17 protein-coding genes and 1 pseudogene are annotated in these 19751 nt (G+C 47.7%); 1 reads left to right on the forward strand and 17 read right to left on the reverse strand.

The window, feature by feature from the left end; translation table 11 throughout:
• Window positions 1–19: 19 nt before the first annotated feature.
• The 12 genes and pseudogenes from ruvX to ACR0QN_RS01170 form a co-directional block, all read right to left on the reverse strand.
• Window positions 20–448, reverse strand: a complete 429-nt coding sequence (gene ruvX, locus ACR0QN_RS01115; RefSeq protein WP_432649343.1) for a Holliday junction resolvase RuvX — start codon at window positions 446–448, stop codon at window positions 20–22.
• Window positions 445–1116, reverse strand: a complete 672-nt coding sequence (locus tag ACR0QN_RS01120) for a histidine phosphatase family protein (protein WP_432649344.1) — start codon at window positions 1114–1116, stop codon at window positions 445–447. Before ACR0QN_RS01120 ends, ruvX begins: the two co-directional genes overlap by 4 nt.
• Complete coding sequence (locus ACR0QN_RS01125; RefSeq protein WP_432649460.1) at window positions 1110–2018, reverse strand: dihydroorotate dehydrogenase; 909 nt, start codon at window positions 2016–2018, stop codon at window positions 1110–1112. Before ACR0QN_RS01125 ends, ACR0QN_RS01120 begins: the two co-directional genes overlap by 7 nt.
• Window position 2019: 1 nt before the next feature.
• Complete coding sequence (locus ACR0QN_RS01130) at window positions 2020–2799, reverse strand: dihydroorotate dehydrogenase electron transfer subunit (RefSeq protein ID WP_432649345.1); 780 nt, start codon at window positions 2797–2799, stop codon at window positions 2020–2022.
• A 19-nt stretch (window positions 2800–2818) separates the two neighbouring features.
• The gene (locus ACR0QN_RS01135) at window positions 2819–3655 is read right to left on the reverse strand and encodes a hypothetical protein (RefSeq protein WP_432649346.1); all 837 of its coding nucleotides are present in this window, start codon (window positions 3653–3655) and stop codon (window positions 2819–2821) included.
• Between the two features lie 66 nt (window positions 3656–3721).
• Complete coding sequence (carB, locus tag ACR0QN_RS01140; RefSeq protein ID WP_432649347.1) at window positions 3722–6913, reverse strand: carbamoyl-phosphate synthase large subunit; 3192 nt, start codon at window positions 6911–6913, stop codon at window positions 3722–3724.
• A 1-nt stretch (window position 6914) separates the two neighbouring features.
• On the reverse strand, window positions 6915–8027 hold the full coding sequence (locus ACR0QN_RS01145) for a carbamoyl phosphate synthase small subunit (RefSeq protein ID WP_432649348.1): 1113 nt from the start codon (window positions 8025–8027) through the stop codon (window positions 6915–6917).
• A 47-nt stretch (window positions 8028–8074) separates the two neighbouring features.
• Complete coding sequence (gene pyrF, locus ACR0QN_RS01150) at window positions 8075–9007, reverse strand: orotidine-5'-phosphate decarboxylase (RefSeq protein WP_432649461.1); 933 nt, start codon at window positions 9005–9007, stop codon at window positions 8075–8077.
• A gap of 39 nt (window positions 9008–9046) precedes the next feature.
• Window positions 9047–10294 (reverse strand): annotated as a pseudogene (locus tag ACR0QN_RS01155) (dihydroorotase); the annotation flags it as partial.
• Window positions 10291–10842 (reverse strand): bifunctional pyr operon transcriptional regulator/uracil phosphoribosyltransferase PyrR, encoded by a 552-nt coding sequence (gene pyrR, locus ACR0QN_RS01160; RefSeq protein WP_432649349.1) that lies wholly within the window; start codon window positions 10840–10842, stop codon window positions 10291–10293. The pseudogene ACR0QN_RS01155 and the gene pyrR, both read right to left, overlap by 4 nt.
• A gap of 236 nt (window positions 10843–11078) precedes the next feature.
• On the reverse strand, window positions 11079–11963 hold the full coding sequence (locus tag ACR0QN_RS01165; RefSeq protein ID WP_432649350.1) for a putative ABC transporter permease: 885 nt from the start codon (window positions 11961–11963) through the stop codon (window positions 11079–11081).
• Between the two features lie 23 nt (window positions 11964–11986).
• Window positions 11987–12655 (reverse strand): HD domain-containing protein, encoded by a 669-nt coding sequence (locus tag ACR0QN_RS01170; RefSeq protein ID WP_432649351.1) that lies wholly within the window; start codon window positions 12653–12655, stop codon window positions 11987–11989.
• Window positions 12656–12877: 222 nt separating this feature from the next.
• On the opposite strand from ACR0QN_RS01170, the gene ACR0QN_RS01175 reads away from it, so the two are divergent.
• Entirely contained in the window at window positions 12878–13990 is a 1113-nt protein-coding gene (locus tag ACR0QN_RS01175) for a CapA family protein (protein WP_432649352.1), read from the forward strand.
• A 53-nt stretch (window positions 13991–14043) separates the two neighbouring features.
• Here the strand turns inward: ACR0QN_RS01175 and recN are convergent, their stop codons facing one another.
• The 5 genes from recN to dxs are packed head-to-tail and all read right to left on the reverse strand — an operon-like array spanning window position 14044 to window position 19740.
• Window positions 14044–15720, reverse strand: a complete 1677-nt coding sequence (recN, locus tag ACR0QN_RS01180; protein WP_432649353.1) for a DNA repair protein RecN — start codon at window positions 15718–15720, stop codon at window positions 14044–14046.
• Window positions 15710–16165, reverse strand: coding sequence for an arginine repressor (locus ACR0QN_RS01185; RefSeq protein ID WP_432649354.1), 456 nt, complete (start codon window positions 16163–16165; stop codon window positions 15710–15712). The genes recN and ACR0QN_RS01185 overlap by 11 nt, the downstream gene beginning before the upstream one ends.
• Before the next feature lie 18 nt (window positions 16166–16183).
• Window positions 16184–17044, reverse strand: coding sequence for an NAD(+)/NADH kinase (locus ACR0QN_RS01190; protein ID WP_432649355.1), 861 nt, complete (start codon window positions 17042–17044; stop codon window positions 16184–16186).
• Window positions 17045–17869 carry a TlyA family RNA methyltransferase gene (locus ACR0QN_RS01195; protein WP_432649462.1) on the reverse strand — a complete coding sequence of 275 codons (825 nt, stop codon included), beginning with the start codon at window positions 17867–17869 and terminating at the stop codon, window positions 17045–17047. It abuts the gene before it with no gap.
• Window positions 17860–19740, reverse strand: a complete 1881-nt coding sequence (gene dxs, locus ACR0QN_RS01200) for a 1-deoxy-D-xylulose-5-phosphate synthase (protein ID WP_432649356.1) — start codon at window positions 19738–19740, stop codon at window positions 17860–17862. Before dxs ends, ACR0QN_RS01195 begins: the two co-directional genes overlap by 10 nt.
• Window positions 19741–19751: the final 11 nt, after the last annotated feature.

Genomic DNA, 19751 nt, shown 5'->3' on the forward strand with positions numbered 1-19751 from the left:
TCTTGACATTTATGAAATTTTATGATTGTGAACCGCTGTTCTTTCTGTAGCCCATATAGCTTTCAAGGATAATAACGGCGGCAACTGCGTCAACTACGTTTTTACGCTTTTTTCCTCTGACGTTTACTTCGTTCAGATAGTTGTGAGCCGATACTGTGGTGCAGCGCTCGTCCCACATAACCACCTTTATCCCTGTCAGCTCCTCAAGCTTTTCACCGAAGAGAGCGCATTTTTCCGCCCTCTCCCCTACGGTGTTGTTCATATTCTTTGGATAGCCAACCACCAGAAGCTCCGCTTGCTCCTTTTTTGCAAGCTCTGCGGTCTTTTCAAGGCAGCGGTCAAAGTTTTTCTCAAATATGACCGTCAGCGGTGAAGCAAGAAATTCGCTTTTGTCGCAAACGGCAATACCCGTTCGGCTGTCACCGAAATCTACGCTCATTATTCTCATTTCGCTTCCTCCAGTTCATCGCTGCACCATTTTGATACCGCTAAGGTGGACAGTCCTTCCCCAAGGTGAGAACCGTCATTTTTGAAAATAATTTTCGGTATGAGATTATCATCATACTCAATGAGCGACACCGCCGTATTGTCAGCCCAGCCGGGGTCTGCATAGTTTTCCCACTCCCTGCCCTCGGCACAGTTAAGGTATGCCTTTATAGCCATTCCGTGAGAAACTACAGCGATAGTCCTGCCATTATTTTCCGAAGCGATACGTCTCATTGCTGCTTTCATACGGTCATATACCTGTTTGGTGGACTCGCCGCCCGGAGCGGCAAAATGATTTATCTCCTCTTTCCACATACGGTATTCCCCGGGAAATTTTTCGGGAAGCTCAGCCCACTTCACGCCCTCCCAGTCTCCGCCGTTTATCTCCATAAGCATATCATCTGTGATTATTGGCAGACTGTGATATCTGTTAACGGCTTCTGCGGTGGACATCGCCCTTTTAAGTGGGCTTGAGTACAAGGCTTCAATGGGGATATTCTTAAACCTTTCCGCAAGCCTTTCAAGCTGCAACTGTCCCTTTTCGCTCACATCTGTGTTGATACGACCCTGAAAGAACTCCCTCACATTCCCCTCAGCCTCGGCGTGACGTACAAGATATATCCTTACCAAGGCTTAACAGCTCCGATAATGTCACTAAGCATAATATCCTTCTCCTTGCAGTAAGCGGAAAGTCCCTCTGTTATCTTAACGGGGGTCATAGGGTCGTTAAAGATAGCCGCACCCACCTGAACAAGGGAAGCTCCCGCCATCATTATTTCCACAGCGTCCTCCCAGCTTGAAACGCCGCCCATTCCGCATACGGGGATATTAACAGCATTTGCAACCTGCCATACCATTCTCACCGCCACAGGGAAAACCGCAGGACCCGACAGACCGCCCACATTGTTGTGAAGAATGGGTCTGCCTGTACGGATATCTATCCTCATTCCGAGGAGCGTGTTTATAAGAGAAACCGCATCGGCGCCCTCAGCCTCGCACGCCTTTGCAATGTCCGCAATGCTGGTCACATTTGGGGAAAGTTTCATCATTACAGGCTTTTTGGTGGCATTACGCACAATCTTTGTTATCTGAGCCGCACCCTCGCAGGATACTCCGAAGGCTGCTCCTCCTGCCTTGACATTGGGGCAGGAAATGTTCACCTCAATCATATCCACATCGGTGCTGTCAAGCTTTTCGGCTATCTCACGGTACTCGTCAGCCGTACTGCCTGCTATATTTGCGATAATAACGGTGTCCTTTGTTTTAAGATAAGGCAGTTCCTCGGCAATGAAATGGTCGATACCCGGGTTCTGAAGTCCCACGCTGTTGAGCATACCTGAGGGAGTTTCCGCAATTCTCGGGGGAAGATTGCCGTTTCGCCTTGCTCCCGTTGTACCCTTTACGGATATACCGCCAAGCTCGGAAAGAGGATAAAACTCCTCAAATTCCTTTCCATAGCCGAAGGTTCCCGAAGCAGGGATAATGGGATTTTTAAAATGAACGCCTGCAAAATCAATTCCAAGCCTTGACATATCAGTCATCGAAAAGCACCTCCTCTGCATCAAAAACAGGTCCGTCCTTGCATACGTGAGCGTAATATTCCTCACCGTCTCTTATGGTGCGGCAGGCGCATACAAGACAGCCGCCCACGCCGCAGCCCATTCTCTCCTCAAGGGAGACCTCACACTTTACGCCCGCTTCCTTTGCCTGCAAAATTATTCTTTTAAGCATTACCGAAGGACCGCAGGCATAAATGATATCGGGCTTTTCTCTCTGTAAAACCTCTGCAAGCGCATCGGTAACAAAGCCCTTTCTTCCCGCCGAGCCGTCGTCGGTGCAGAGAATGACCTCGGCTCCCGAAGCGGCAAAATCTTTCTGTAAAATAACCGCAGAAGCGTTTCTGAAACCGCTTATTACAACAGCATTTTTGCCGTAATGCTCGGCAATTGGGAGCATAGGAGGATTGCCTATTCCCCCGCCGATGATAACAGCCTTTTTGTCCTTTTCAAGCAGGGTAAATCCCCTGCCGCCGAGAGGAGCAACAATATCAATGAGCTGACCTTCGGAAAGCTGAGAAAGCGCCTTTGTGCCTTTTCCTCTTACCTCAAAAACTATTCTGAGAGTGCCCTTTTCCTTGTCGATACCGCATATGGAAATAGGTCTGCGGAGCATAAATCCGTCAGCCTTGATATTTACAAACTGACCGCATACCGCCGCCCCCGCAATATGGGGACAGCGGATAGTCATATCATATATCTCAGCCGCAATTGACTTTTTGCTGATAATGGGGTAAAGCCCCTGGGTGTATTTCATATAAACAGCCGTCCTTTCGTTATAATGGTTTATGTCTTACGTCTTCTACAATATATTCCGAGCTGTCGGGAAGCAGAGACGGATCAGCCTCAAGCTGCTCCATATCGGCAGTATCCTTTTTTTCATCTGCAGAAGCCTCGTCCTTTCCCTCGAACCAGTCGCTGCAAACCTCCGTATCAACGCTGATACCGTCCATACGATCAGTCTTTTCGGCAGGAACAACCGAAAAATCTGCAACAGGCTTTTCATTGTCGGAATAATAGTCCTGCTTTTTCTGATTTTTAAGCCATTTCTCACGATATTTTACAAACCGTGAATGTCTGTCACGCTCAATGCCGTAGTTAAAATCGGGAAAGCCCTCCTGAGTGCGGAGATAATCAAGCTCTTTATAGCTTCTCACCGACAGGTCCTGCGTCCAGAGTCCCAGTCCCGAGTATACTATAAGCAGTAAAATTCCGAGAATTGCCATAGGCTCAAACCTTAAAAACAGATTTGCAACCGAAAAAAGCAGTATAACAAGATAGATGATCTCGCAGGCAATGTTCAGCTTTTTATTCAGATATATGTCCGCAAGATAGCTCATCAAAGCCACAGGCGGAGTGAGAAAAAAGGTCACCCCATACCAGGGGAAGGATATCTGCCCCACTTCCTCAGCAAGAGTAAGTGCCATCTTTATTCCCGCATTGGTGTAGCAGAACCAGAGATACAGACCGAAAACGCTGATGAAAATAACAAGGAGATTAACATAAACGTTATAGACCCTTGTGCCTTTCAGATTTTTTCTGACTTTTTCCATTCTCTGCCTGTGATCCTCGTACATATGCTCACGGATAATGTCTTCTTCAAGCTCGTTCATAAATGTCATCTCCTTTTATGAAAACAGGCTGTAACAGAAACTTTCGGTTACAGCCTGTTTAAACCGTCATATCTTAGTTATGTCTATCATTTCCATATCGTCAATATTCTTGCCCATTGCCAGTATATCCGCAACTGCATTTGCGGTGTCGATAGCCGTCAGACAGCAGATGGAACGCTCAACAGTCTTTCGGCGTATCTTAACGCTGTCGTAAGCAGGGATACGTCCCTTTGCAGATGTGGAGATAACGTAATTTATCTTGCCGCTGTCGAGGAGGGTCATAACATTGGGCTTTTCCTCGGAGGCCTTGCGGACAACGTTTGCGGCAACCATATTCTTGTTGAGTGTAGCCGCAGTTCCGCCTGTAGCATAGATATCAAAGCCAAGCTGCTCGAATTTCTCGGCAACATAGATTATCTCCTGCTTGTCTGTGTCACGTACCGTAATAAGCACGCCTCCGTCCTTCTTCATATTGTAGCCTGCGGCGATAAGTCCCTTGAACAATGCGTCCTCGAAGGTTCGGGCAATGCCGAGACATTCGCCTGTGGACTTCATCTCGGGACCCAGGGCGGTATCAACATCGTGGAGCTTTTCAAAGCTGAATACGGGTACCTTTACGGCAATGTAATCAGCCTCCTTGTAAAGACCGCTCTCATAGCCCTGCTCCTTGAGGGTGTGACCGAACATTATCTTTGTGGCAATATCCACCATAGGAACGCCCGTTACCTTTGAAATGTAAGGAACAGTTCTCGAAGAACGGGGGTTTACCTCGATAACATATACCTCGTTATTATAAACCACATACTGGATATTTACAAGACCGATAACGTGAAGCTCCGTTGCAAGACGTCTTGTATACTCGATAATGGTCTCCCTTATCTTCTTTGTAAGGGTAAGAGCGGGATATACGGAGATAGAGTCGCCCGAGTGAACGCCTGCACGCTCGATATGCTCCATAATTCCGGGAATGAGGAAGTCGGTGCCGTCGCAGATAGCGTCAACCTCAACCTCCTTGCCCATCATATACTTGTCGATAAGCACAGGATTTTCCAGAGCAGTTCTGGTAATGATATCCATATACTCGATAATATCCTGATCGGAGTGAGCGATTATCATATTCTGACCGCCGAGAACATAGGAAGGACGCATAAGAACGGGATATCCAAGATCCTGAGCGGCTTTAAGAGCCTCCTCGGTGTTCATAACGGTGTGACCCGCAGGACGGGGAATGCCGCATTTGTTCAGCAGCTCGTCAAATCTCTCTCTGTCCTCCGCAGCATCAATGCTGTCGGCAGAGGTACCGAGAATACGCACGCCCATATCGGAAAGGTGCTTTGTAAGCTTGATGGCAGTCTGACCGCCGAACTGAACAACAACGCCGTAGGGCTGCTCGGTCTCGATAATAGCCTCAACGTCCTCCTTGGTAAGAGGGTCAAAGTAAAGCCTGTCGCCCGTGTCAAAGTCTGTAGACACGGTCTCGGGGTTATTGTTGCAGATAACAGCGTCATAGCCCATTTCTTTAAGCGCCCATACGCAGTGAACGGAGCAGTAGTCGAACTCGATACCCTGACCGATTCTGATAGGACCGGAGCCGAAAACGATGACCTTTTTCTTGCCCGTATCGGTGCGGTCGATGAACTGTCTTGCCTCGTTTTCCTCGTCAAAGGTGGAGTAGAAATAAGGTGTTTCAGCCTTGAACTCGCCTGCGCAGGTATCTACCATCTTGAATACGGCTCTTGTCCTCTTGGGGCATTTCTGACCGCTCATACGCTCAATGGTGCTGTCAAGATAGCCGTATTTCTTTGCAAGGTCATACTTCTCGCAGGTCAGCTCGCCGTCTGCAAGATAAGCTTCAAGATCTGCAAGATTTTTAAGCTTTGACAAAAACCACATATCTATCATAGTGATCTCGTGTATCTTCTCAAGCGCCACGCCTCTCTTTATAGCCTCGAAAACCACAAAGGAGCGTTCATCGTCCACATTGTAAAGTCTGTTGTAGATCTCCTCGTCGGACAGATCCTTGAGCTTTTTCAGGTTCATAGAGTCAAGACCCAGCTCGATTGAGCGTACAGCCTTCATCATAGCCTGCTCAAAGGAAGTACCGATAGCCATTACCTCGCCCGTAGCCATCATCTGAGTGCCGAGAGTACGCTTTGCATAAACGAATTTATCAAAGGGCCACTTGGGAAATTTAACAACAACATAGTCAAGAGCAGGCTCGAAGCAGGCATATGTCTTGCCCGTTACCTGATTGATTATCTCGTCAAGGCTGTAGCCGATAGCTATTCTTGTGGCTACCTTTGCGATAGGATAACCTGTAGCCTTTGATGCAAGAGCAGAGGAACGGGAAACTCTGGGGTTTACCTCGATGACCGCATATTCAAATGAGGTGGGGTGAAGTGCAAACTGACAGTTGCAGCCGCCCTCGACCTTAAGCTCGGAGATAATGTTCAGAGCCGCAGTTCTGAGCATCTGATATTCCTTATCCGTAAGGGTAACGGCAGGAGCGATAACGATAGAGTCGCCCGTATGAACGCCAACGGGGTCGAAGTTTTCCATTGAGCAGACGGTGATAACATTTCCCTTGCTGTCTCTGATGACCTCAAACTCAATTTCCTTCCAGCCGCTTATGCACTTCTCAACAAGTATCTGAGTAATGGGAGAAAGTCTCAGACCATTTGTGGCAATGTCTATAAGCTCCTCCTCGTTATAAGCGATACCGCCGCCTGTGCCGCCTAAAGTAAAGGCAGGACGGACGATAACGGGATAATCAATTACCTTTGCAAATTCTACAGCGTCGGGAACGGTCTCAACCACCTTTGAGGGGATAACAGGCTCGCCTATCTTTTCCATAGTGTCCTTGAACGCCTGTCTGTCCTCAGCCTTGTGGATAGTCTCGGGATTTGCACCCAGAAGCTTTACGTTGTTTTCCTCAAGGAAGCCGCACTCCGCAAGCTGCATTGAGAGGGTAAGACCTGTCTGTCCGCCCAGAGTGGAAAGAATGCTGTCGGGTTTTTCAATTTTGATAATTTTCTTTACAACATCAAGGGTCAGCGGCTCGATGTACACCTTGTCCGCCATAGCCTTGTCCGTCATAATAGTAGCAGGATTTGAGTTGATAAGAACTACCTCAAGTCCCTCCTGCTTGAGGGCACGGCACGCCTGAGTACCCGCATAATCAAATTCGGCAGCCTGTCCGATAATAATGGGACCAGAACCGATAACAAGAACCTTTTTAATATCGCTGCGAAGCGGCATATTACTGGACCTCCTTTGAGGATTTGATCATATCAATAAATTCATCGAAGAGATAAGCGGTGTCCTGAGGACCTCCGCAGGCTTCGGGGTGGAACTGAACGGTAAAGCAGGGGAAATTCTTATATCTTACACCCTCGCAGGTGCCGTCATTGGCGTTCTTGTGGGAGACCTCTCCCACCTCGGGAGAGATACTGTCGTTAATTACCGCATAACCGTGATTTTGTGAAGTAACAAAAGTCCTGTCAAGAGCAATGTCCACAACAGGCTGATTTGCACCTCTGTGACCGTACTTGAGCTTTTCGGTCTTAGCGCCGTTTGCCAGCGCCATAAGCTGATGACCGAGACAGATTCCGAAAATGGGAATGTTATATTCCTTTATCTTCTTGAGATTTTCAATGACCTCAGTATTCTCGGAAGGGTCGCCGGGACCGTTTGAAAGCATTATTCCGTCGGGGTTCATAGCCTTTACCTCTTCCGCAGGAGTGCCCGCAGGAACAACGGTAACATTACAGCCTCTCTTAACAAGCTCTCTCCTGATGTTGAACTTGTAGCCGAAATCGTAGAGAACAACATTGTAAAGAGGATCCTCAGCCTTAACCACCTCAGGCTCCTTTACGGTAACGGACTTCACCGCATTTTTTATGGAGAAGGCTCTTATCTGCTCAAGCAGCTCGTCCTTCTTCTCATAGACATTTTCAGTGGTGATAACGCCGTTCATAACGCCGCTTTCACGGATTATTCTTGTAAGACATCTGGTGTCGATGGAGTGGATACCGATGATATTATGCTTTTTAAGGAACTCGTCCACATTTCCCTCGCATCTGAAATTTGAGGGGGAATTGCACCATTCCCTTACAATGTAGCCGCTTACGCAGGAGCCTTTAGACTCGTAATCCGAATCGTTCACACCGTAGTTTCCGATAAGCGGAAAGGTCTGGGTAACGATCTGACCGTAGTAGCTGGGGTCGGATAAGGTTTCTTCATAGCCGGTCATACCCGTTGCAAAGACGATCTCACCGATAGATGTTCCCTTTGCACCAAAGGAATATCCCTCGAATATCCGTCCGTTGGCAAGCATAACATAAGCCTTGTCTCCCATATTGAATAAAGACATAAGTTATCCTCCTAATTTATAGATTGCCGAAAAATACGGCTTTATTTTCAGTTATTTTCGGGTGCCTTTATCTTAGGAATGTGAGAGGTGATATCCTCCTTCATTCTCAGCACCTCACGTCTTGCGGCAGCGGCATACTCACGCTCATCGCAGCCCTCTTTCTTGTATGCACACATTACTGCACGGGAAGAGTTTACGATAGCACCCAGACCATTCTTGTCAAAGCCTACAGCAACGCCCTCTGCACCGCCGCCCTGTGCGCCGTAGCCGGGAACAAGGAAGAAGGTGTGAGGAAGCTTTTCTCTCATTTCCGCAAGCATAGCGGGATAGGTGGCACCCACAACGGCTCCAACAGCGGAATAGCCGTAGCTGCCGATGCTGTCAGCGCCCCACTTTTCGCACATATCGCCCATAGTCTCGTAAATGGTCTTGCCGTCGCATAGACGTCTGTCCTGAAGCTCGCCCGAGGACTTGTTGGAAGTCTTTACAAGGACGAAAATGCTGCCGCCTGTTTTAAGCGCAGGAGCGATACCGTCTGTGCCAAGATATCCGTTTACGGTAAGTGAGTCAGCGCCGAATGCAGCCTCCTTCTCGCCGAAAACATCGGTATTTCCAAGATATGCCGAGGAGTATGCCTCCATAGTTGCGCCGATATCGTTTCTCTTTCCGTCAAGGATAACGTACATACCCTTTGACTGAGCGTACTTGATGGTCTTGTACAGCGCCTTTACGCCGTAGTAGCCGTACATCTCGTAATAAGCCGCCTGGGGCTTCACAGCAGGAACAACGTCGCATACAGCGTCGATAATGCCCTTGTTGAACTTGTAAAGAGCTGCTGCCGCAGCCTTGAAGCCTGTACCGTGCTTTGCAATGCACTTTTCCTTGATATATTCGGGAATATATTCAAGCTTGGGGTCAAGGCCCACAACTGTGGGGTTCTGAGTTTCGATTATTTTGTCAATAAGTCTGTCAAATGACATACTATCACTCCTTTTTATTGCTGACGGATATTCGTAAATTACCTTTCCTCCCGAAACGGTAAGAAGCACCTTTCCCGTAAGCTTCTCGCCCTTGAAAACGCTGTTTCGGGACTTTGAAGCAAATTTTTCGGGTTTAACAGTCCATTCCCTGTTAAGGTCTGCAATCATAAATTCTGCCCTTGCACCCTTTTCGATACGTGCTTCCTCAATGCCGAGGATACGTCTCGGAGCGGCGGACATAAGAGTCACAAGCCTTGTAACGGGAAGTCCTGCCCTTTTGCACAATGCAGTATATGAAGCGGCGAAGGAGGTCTCAAGTCCCACAACGCCGTTGGGAGCTTTAAGAAAATCGGATTTTTCCTCGGGGCTGTGGGGAGCGTGGTCGGTAACGATACAGTCGATAGTGCCGTCCATTACGCCTTCAAGCACCGCCCTCACGTCCTCTTTCTCTCTGAGAGGCGGATTCATTCTGAAATCTGCGTCCCTTGCAAGCAGCTTTTCATCTGTAAACATAAAGTAGTGAGGAGCAGTTTCGCAGGTGACCTTCACTCCCCTTTTCCTTGCGTCTCTGATAATGCCCACGCTGCCCTTTGTGGACACGTGGCATATGTGTATCCTTGCGCCGCAGGAATCCGCAAGGGCTATCTCACGGGCGGTAATGCTGTCCTCGGAGGCTCTGTCCATTCCCTTGACGCCAAGCTTTTCGGAAATTTTCCCCTTGTTCATTATGCCGCCGTTTATAATTGCAAGGTCCTCACAGTGTGAAGCCACAAGCAGACCGTTCTCATTTGTCTTTTCAAGAGCCTGTCTCATAAGCTCCGCATTTTCAACGGGTCTGCCGTCGTCGGATATCATCTTTATCCCCGCTCTGACATATTCGTCATAATCGGCAGGCTCTGCGCCGTTCATACCCTTTGTTACGGAGCAAACGGGATATACCTTAACTCCCGTAGGTTCAGCCTTTTTCATAATATAATCCGCAGTTTCTGCGCTGTCGCATACGGGCTTGGTGTTAGGCATACAGGCAACAGCGGTAAATCCGCCTGCCGCCGCAGCAGCACAGCCCGAGACCACGTCCTCCTTATAGGTAAGCCCCGGGTCTCTGAAATGAACGTGAATGTCGCAGAGAGCGGGAAACGCCGAAAGCCCCCTGCAGTTGTAAACAAGGTCGGCGCTTTCGGCAATATTCTCCGAAACCTCGGCTATCTTGTCTCCGTCAACCAGAATATCGGCTTTGATAACTTCCTTTTCGCTGTAAACAGTCAGATCTTTGTAAAGTATTTTCATTTATCCATTCCTTTCAAATCGGCTTCGTTTTCAAGAATGACCACCTTGTCGCAGCCGTCCGCCTCTCTGACCATGACCTTGACAGTCTCCTCACGAGATGTAGGAACATTCTTGCCCACGTAATCGGGTCTTATGGGAAGCTCCCTGTGACCCCTGTCCACTAAAACGGCAAGCTGGATATTCCGGGGTCTGCCACGGCTCATAACAGCGTCAATGGCGGCTCTGCAGCTTCTGCCCGTAAATATCACATCGTCCACAAGAATGACCTTTTTGTCCCTTACATCAAAAGAAACAGAGGACCTGTCCCTGTCAGAAGCCTTGATATCGTCACGATATGCGGTGATATCAAGAATACCAACGGGAACATCGAAGCCCTCTGTTTCCTTAATACGTGAAGCAATGCGTTTTGCAATGTAAACGCCCCTTGACATTATCCCTATGAAGCAAAGGCCGTCAACGCCCTTGTTGCGCTCGATTATCTCGCAGGAAATGCGTGCGACGGCACGGTTCATAGATTTTTCGTCAAGAATGACCGCTTTCTGAAGCATTGCAGGGTACCTCCGTAAAAAAACTGCCCGCCGGATCCCGACAGACAGTTTTGAAAATTCATATAAAACCGCAAAGCTTACGCTTTTGCACAGCTTTGCCGCAAATATCAAATTCAAGCTGCCTTGTCGAACTCACGGGATCGACTTAAAGGTTGCTTATTTATCTTGATATATTATATCACATCATTAAGCCAAAGTCAACATAAAATTCAATGAATTTTTGATGAATTTGCCAATCACTCACTTTTTTCATCATCGCTGTCGTCAGAATAGCCTATTTCCGTTATTTTTCCCTTGAGCTTATCCTTCACCGCCCTCAGGGACTCGGAATATTTATGGGAAATAAGGGTCTTTGCAAGTCTTTCGGTAAATGCGTCCTTTTCCTCCACAAGACGGCTGTACTCGCTTCTCAGCCTGTCCATATTGGCGGAGTTCATATCCTGAACCTTTTCTACCACATTATCCTTGACATCTATTATCTTGTCCACATTGCTCTTGACCTTGAGAGTGCCCGAAGCAAGCTTCATACCCACCTTAACAGAGCCTGAGAGCATAAGCTTTGATATCTCATCGATACGTCTGAATCTCTCGTTCAGCTTCTTGACAGCCATAAGCGAGACCACCGTATCCACCGCAATAAGCACCGCCATAATAACGACGATCGACATTCCCACCTTAACCGGGATAGCATCGATCGCCCTCAGCACCATAGGCTGAATGCATCTGATGACCACAACGCAGCCTGCTCCGAAGAAAAGGGAGTTTCTGAGACATATGTAACCCTTGTAATTGAATTTCATATTTGAATAGTCCCACCAGCGGGCGTGGAAAAGCTTTTCCATACCCCACCCCATAAACAGCTCGAATGCGGTGCAGAGAATAGTGCAGGCAATAAAAAGCGGTATTATGGTATTGCTTATAGGCTTAAAAAGCACCGTCACCATTATTACTCCCACGCCTTCAATAGGACATATGGGCATATTAAGAAAGCCTCTGTTCTGGTACTCGCCTGTCTCGTAGGTCATATCAATGACCTCGATACACCAGCCCACAAAGCTCCAGAAACAAAACATTAAAAACAACTGATAAAGACTGTAGCCAACATATGGAATAGTCTGCATAAAAAACATCTGTCCTTCCAAAATCAGACAAGATCCGAGCCGTTTGCCCTGATCCTGAATTTTACGCCAAGAAATTCTGCCGATTTTTTGCAAAGTATCATACGATTCATAAATATCTCAAAATACTCCATAACCGAAGATATCCTGTTGTCAATGGTAAGCTCGAGAATAAGCTCGGTTTTGTCCTCGTTGAAGTTAAGCTCCGATTTTTCAACTGCAAAATTAACTCTGTCGTGGATATCCTGTGCCAGATCGTTTATATTTCTCACACGGCTGCGGCGTACATCGGTCTTGTCCGCAATGATAAGAGCCGCCGTAATTGCATTTAAAGGCTGAGCCGTGCCCTCATCGTGATTGCCTATAGCCGAAATGATGTCGCATATCTCCTCGGCAGGCATATTGAGATTATCGAGCAGTCTGAATGCCATAACTGCGCCGCTCTGAGCGTGGTCCACACGGTTTATCACATTGCCGATATCGTGCATATAAGCCGCTATCATTCCAAGCTCGACCTTTCTCTCGTCGCAGTCGAGACCCTCGAGTATCATCTTAACGGTATCCGCAACCTTTTCCACGTGGGCAAAGGAATGCTCCGTATAGCCCTGCACCGCAACAGCAGCGTCGGCGTTTTTTATATATGTGTGGATATCGGGATTTTGTTTAATATATTTATAGGTAACGTTGCTTGACATATAACGACCTCCGTAAAGGGATTACTTGTTTATTATACCACAGTCAGCCGATTTGTCAAGGAATTTGTGACTTCTTCTGCAATTGTAACCAAATTTTAACTTGATTTTCATCGGTAAAGGTACTATAATATAAATATACACAGAAAAATGCGGAAACAATCCGCAAAGAAAGAACAAAAGAAACAGGACCTTTACGGTCCGCATCAGGAGATGTTACATAGAATGAAGATATTAAAAACCGCAGTATGCTTTGCTGCGGTGACGGCGGTAATGGTCTACGGCTGCCGCAAGCTGTATAAGAACGGCGGCGCAGGAGACATTGCAGGCGCAGATGTGGCAGCGGAAACCATTCCTCCTGCCGAAACGGTCACAGAGGTAATAACCGAGCCTGTGTCGGACAAGGAGCTTTCCCTCACCGCAGGAAAAAGCATAACCTTTACCTTTTTAGGCGACTGTCTCCTTGCCTCCAATTCGGGAGATACCCGTCCCGACGCATTCAAGGCATATGCCGAGGAAAAGCCTGCTTCTTATTTCTTTGAAAAGGCTCTCCCCGTTTACAAAGACAGCGATTTTGTGGTGGCAAACAATGAGTTTGTCCTTTCCGACAGAAGCCTTTCCAAGACTTCAAAAACGGGAACGGCATTCTGGTTCAAGTCCCCCACAAGCACAGCCGATATCCTGAAAAGCGGCGGCATTGACATTGTTTCCATTGCCAACAATCATACTATGGATTACGGTACCGCAGGCTATAACGATACTGCCGAGGCTCTTGACAATGCAGGGATAATGTGGGGCGATATCGACCACCCTGTTTATGTGGAAAAGGACGGAGTTACATTCGGTATCCTCTGTGCAAATATGTTCGGGGCGAATTACGAGCCTGTCATTACCCCGAAGCTTGAAGAGCTGAAGGAAAACAGCGACATACAGATACTCTTTTTCCACGGCGGCACCGAAAAGGAACACGTTCCCGAGGACTGGCTGGTCGAGATGTGCCATAAATATGCGGATATGGGCGCAGACCTCATTGTTGGTTCCCACCCCCACGTTCTCAGACCTATGGAGAACTATAACGGCGTTGATATAATATATTCTCTGGGCAACTTCTGCTACGGCGGAAGCAGAAGTCCCGAAAACAAAACGGTTATACTTACCGAGACATTTAACTTTGATGAAAGCGGAGCCTACATATCTCAGGAGGAAAGCTTCACTCCCTTTTACGTATACTCGGGCGAGCACAACAACTGGCAGCCTGCCCCCGTTACCGACCCTGTGGAGATATCAAAGACTTTAGCGTTTATGTACGGCGGAAATGACTATCCTGTTGAGCCGTAAGCTTTATTTACTTAAAAAAGCAGCTTTTGATTTTTCAAAGGCTGCTTTTGTTATTATATATCCTTGCTGCTCAGAAGCAGCTCCTCGGCATTTTTCAGAGCGGTGTCGGTGATATTCTCGCCAACCATTATCCTTGCTATCTCACGCTTGCGCTCTTCAAAATCAAGACGATGGACAGAGGTATATGTTCTGCCGTCACGGGTCTTTTTCTCAATAAGCAGATGATTGTCCGCCATTACCGCCATCTGGGAAAGATGTGTAACGCACAATACCTGCTGGTGCTTTGATACCTGTCGGAGCTTTATGCCTATCTTCTGAGCCGCCCTGCCGCTGACACCCGTATCTATCTCGTCGAATATGAGGGTGTGGATATTGTCCTTTTCGGCAATTACATTCTTGAGCGCAAGCATTATTCTTGAAAGCTCACCGCCCGAGGCAATTTTTGACATAGGCTTCATTCCCTCGCCCACGTTTGTGGATATCATAAACTCTACGGTATCCATACCTGCGGCGGTAAGCTTGCCCTTTTCCATTGCGGCGCATATCTTTACATTGGGCATATCAAGGAATTTAAGCTCTTCCTCCACCTGTGCGGAAAATCTTTCCGCCGCTTCCGCCCTTGCCGCAGAAAGGCATTTTGCTTTCTCGGAAACGTCCGCAAGAAGCTTTTCTCTCTGAGCGGCGGTCTGCTCTATCTCGTCCGAAGAGGACTCGAATTCGTCAAGCTCCTCTGCCGCATTGTTGTAACATTCAAGCACGTCCGAAAGCTCGGGACCGTATTTCTTTTTTATCCTGTTAAGCTCGTTCAGGCGGTCGGTAAGAAAAGCGTATCTTTCGGCGTCAATGTCTATCTTATCAAGCTCCGAAGATATCTCCGAAACGATATCCTCAAGCTCCACCCTCACATTTTCAAGTCGGTCGGAGAGAGTTTTAAGAGAAGGAAGTGCTTCCGAAAATGCCGAAATATCGCCGCAGGCATTGGAAACAAGCTCTACCGCTCCGGGTATCTCGCTGTCATCGACGCCGTTTAAAAAGCTGTGTGCCTCGTTCAGAGCGGCGCATATGTCCTCGCTGTTCTGAGCAATTTTATACTCTGCCTCAAGAGCTTCGTCCTCGTTTTCCTCAATGCTCAAACTGCCTATCTCCTCGATTTTTTCACGAAGCATTTCTTCTCGTTCGGTTTTCTCTTTACGTTCAAGAGTGAGCTTTTTCAGCCTGCGGGATACTTCCTGAAGCTGCTTAAAGCTTTCGTGATACTCCTCCGTCTGCTTTTCAAGTCCGCCGTAGCTGTCAAGAATTGACAGGTGCTTTTCCGGGTCCATAAGTATCTGATTGTCGTGCTGACCGTGGATATTTACAAGACATTCCCCTATCTCACGGAGCACGGAGACCGTTGATGTACGGGAATTTACCCTTGCAATGCTGCCGCCGTCAGAGCTTATCTCACGTGTGAGCATAAGCTGACCGTCCTCGTGGGATATCCCAAGCTCGTCAAGCTTTTTGCATACATTTTCCGAAAGCTCCGTAAACAAAGCGGAGATAACAGCCTTGTCGCAGCCTGCTCTCACTATATCCTTTGTGATACGCTGCCCGAGAACGGCGTTTATCCCGTTTATGAGAATAGACTTACCCGCTCCCGTTTCACCCGTAAAGACGTTGAAATTATCCGAAAACGGGATAGACGCTTCCTCGATTATTGCAAGATTTTTTATATAAAGCTCACTGAGCATCAAAATCACCCTTTTTACTCTTGAAGATAACGCTTTGCATTTCCTTGACAAATGCGGCGGCGTCCTTTTCCGAACGCATTACCATAAAAATGGTATCGTCCCCTGCCAAGGTACCCACAACGCCGCTGTAGCCCAGCTTATCAAACATTGCGCAAGCAGCCATAGCCATTCCTGCGTGACATTTGAAAACCACCGTATTCAGCGCATAGTCCACGGAATTTACACTCTCTCTGATAAGCGCAGGTATCTCTGCGGAGCTTTTCTGGGGCACAAAATAGCGGTCCTGCTTTTTTATCAGCCCAAGCTCCTTTATGTCACGTGAAAGAGTTGCCTGGGTGACCTCGATACCACGCTTTAAAAGCTGTTCTCTGAGCATTTCCTGAGTTTCGATGGAATTATTTTTAATTATCTCAAGAATAATTTCGTGTCTCTCCGACTTATTCATTCCGACTACCGACCTTTATCAAATATCCTTAATGGGGTTTAAAAGCTTTTTGTTAACCGCATTGAAAAACGAATTGCCCTGAATATCAATGAGCCGCAGGGATTTGCGTGAACGTGTGATGATAAGCCTGTCGTCCTGCTCTGCGCTTTCGCACACCTGTCCGTCAATGCTCAGATACAGCGGTGTATTGTCCCTTGATTTGAATGTGACCTCGAGCTTTTTGTCCGTTGAAAAAAGCATTGTCCTCGATACAAGTGAATGGGGACAAACGGGGGTCATCTGGATACATTCAAGTCCCGGTTCAAGGATAGGTCCTCCTGCCGAAAGGGCATACGCTGTTGAGCCTGTGGGAGTGGAGAAGATAACTCCGTCCGCCCGAAGCGTGCTTACGTTGCTGCCGTTTATCTCCACAAAATAATCCGCAAGCCGCCCAAACTGGCTTGATATAACGATGTCATTAAGCGCCGTAAAGCTGTCCTTTCTTCCTCCGCCCGCAAACTCGCAGTCGAGCATCATACGATTTTCCACCACATAATCGCCGCTCATAAGTCTCGAAAGATTATACAGCTCGTCAGGCTCCATAGAAGCCATAAACCCAAGCCTGCCCGTATTTATCCCAAGCAGGAGCTTGTCGTTTTCCGCCGCATACGCCGAGGCTTCGAGAATTGTTCCGTCACCGCCAACGGCAATTATCAGGTCGCATTGCTCCGCCGCCTCGTCAAGTGGCATAAACTTCACATATTTTTTTACGGGAAAACGCTCCCTGAGATTATCTCCGCAGAATATCTCAAAGCCCATATTATGGAGCATTGAGCAGACCTTTCCCGTTGTCTCATATGCGTTCTTTTTTGAGAAATTAGGATAGATTACAGTTTTCATTTATTTGCCTTTCTTAAAGCTTCTGTGAGCCTCGGATATTATTTTGGCACAGTCTATTGGCGTGCCCGCAATGCCGCTTTTTTGTGCAGAGATAAGATACTCGATATTTCCGTCGCCGCCCTGAATGGGTGAAAAGTCCGCTCCCATAACCGAAAGTCCGTACTGACCGCAGAAAGAAATGATATCGCCTAAAACTGCCTTGTGCACCTTCTCCGAGCGGACAATGCCGTTTTTGCCTATGTCCGCCCTGCCGCATTCAAACTGGGGTTTTACAAGCATTACAGCCCTGCCGTTTTCGCATAGCAGCTCCGAAATTTTCGGAATGACCTTTTTGAGGGAAATGAAGGATACGTCTGTGGAAATAAACCCAATCTCTCTGTCAAAGTCCGAAGGAGAAACATCTTTTATATTTACGCCCTCCATATTTTTGACACGACTGTTATTTACAAGGCTTTCATCAAGCTGACTGTGACCCACATCAACGGCATAGACATACTCTGCGCCGTTTTGCAGCATACAGTCCGTAAAGCCGCCTGTGGAGGCGCCTATATCCATACACACAAGCCCATTTACGGATATGTCAAAGCACCCGAGAGCCTTTTCAAGCTTCAGTCCGCCCCTGCCCACATATTTCGGGAGAGGAGCGCACAATTTCACATCATCACCTTCGGATATCTCCTTTGAGGGCTTTGTGACAATATCGCCGTTAACGGAAACTCCGCCCTCGGCTATCATTCTTTTTGCCGTTTCACGGCTTTTTACAAGCCCCTTTTCCGACAAGAACACATCAAGCCGCATAGTCTGCCTCCCAAGTTTCAGTCTGATAAAAGCTCTGAAATTTTCTTCTCTATCCCCTCTTTATCAAGGGAAAATCTTTTCAGAACGCTTTCCGTTTTCGCCTGCTTCACAAATCCGTGTATGGCATTTATGCGGATATCGCCCTTATATCCCCTAAGAGCAAGAGCCGCCGTAAGATGCTCGCCTATCCCGCCGTTTTGAAGTGATTCTTCAAATACGATTATCCTGTCATACTTCATACAAAGGTCAATGACATAGCTTTCAAGCGGGAATATCCTTACAAGCTTTAATACATCAGCATCGAGCTTACCGTCTCTTACAGCTTCACATACGGTACTTCCCGTTCTGCCGTAGCCTATTGCCAGAGCCTTTCCGCCGTTATTTTCAAAGCAAAGCATATTGTTCTCGTCAAGCTTCATTTTTGCTTTGCCGCTTTCCGAACCTCTGGGATATCTTACCGCCGCAACTGACGGAGTATCATACAATGCCTTTCGAAGACAAAGTCTCAGCTCGTCATAATCCGAGGGGGAAAAAACTGTGATATTCGGTATGCAGGTAAGCATAGGAACGTCAAACAAGCCCTGATGTGTTTCCCCGTCCTCGCCTACGATGCCTGCACGGTCAATGCCGAGAACAATATGAGTGCGGCTTATGGCAGCGTCGTGAATTATCTGGTCATATCCTCTTTGCAGAAAGCTTGAATACACCGCAAAAACGGGTATCATTCCGCTTACCGAAAGCCCCGCCGCAAAGGTGACAGCGTGCTGCTCGGCAATTCCCACATCGAAAAATCTGTCGGGGCATACATCTGCAAAGCGGTTTAGCCCCGTTCCGTATTTCATTGCCGCAGTAATGGCGCAGATACGTTTGTCGGCAGCTCCCAGTTTTGCAAGCTCCTCGCCGAAAACCGCCGAAAAGCTGTCGCTGCTTATTATTTCGGGATCACCCTGCCGCATAGCTTTGGGAGCAAGCCCGTGAAACGCTCCGGGATTTTTTTCCGCAGGACGGTAGCCCTTTCCCTTGACCGTATTTACGTGGATAAGCACAGGCTTTTTCGCCGCTTTGGCAGCCTCAAGAGTTTCCTCAAGGCTTTTCAGATCGTGACCGTCAACGGGTCCTAAGTAAACAAAGCCTAAATTTTCAAACATTGTCGCACCCGCAGGCTGTCCGTTTGAATGGTAAAGGAGCCACCTTACAGCGTCCTTTGATGCAAGCATAAGCTCCTTCACGGGCTTGCCCACAACGGGAGTTCTGTCAAGTACGTTCTCAACGCTTTTTTTTGCTTCCACATAGGCTTTCCTGCCCCGAAGGGAGGACAGATATTTTGCCAGAGCGCCCACATTCTTTGAAATGGACATCTCGTTGTCGTTTAAGATAACGATAAGATTATCGTCGCTTTTGCCTGCGTTATTAAGACCCTCATAAACCATTCCGCCTGTAAATGCGCCGTCTCCGATAACGGCGATAACAGTATGGTCGTCGCCCTGAAGCCGCATTGCCTTTGCGATACCGCAGGCGGCGGAAATGGAATTGCTGCTGTGACCGCTTATGAAAATATCGTGCTCCGACTCTGAGGGCTTTGCAAAGCCCGATATCCCGCCCTCCGTTCTGAGCGTGGAAAACTCGTCAAGTCGCCCTGTGAGCAGCTTATGGGTATATGCCTGATGTCCCACGTCCCAGATAATTTTGTCATAGGGCGAGCAGAAAACACGGTGGAGAGCCATTGTAAGCTCTACTGTGCCCAGATTTGAAGCAAGGTGTCCCCCGTTTTCTGCGACCGTATTTATAAGAATATCCCGTATCTCCCTGCACAGGCTTATGCATTGGGGTATGGAAAGCTTTTTGAGATCTTCGGGCAGATGAAGCTCCTCAAGCCTTACGGTAGTATTATCTTTCATTTTATTTTTTC

This window comes from Huintestinicola sp. (genome assembly GCF_050874005.1).
In the GTDB taxonomy this organism is placed as follows: domain Bacteria; phylum Bacillota; class Clostridia; order Oscillospirales; family Ruminococcaceae; genus Huintestinicola.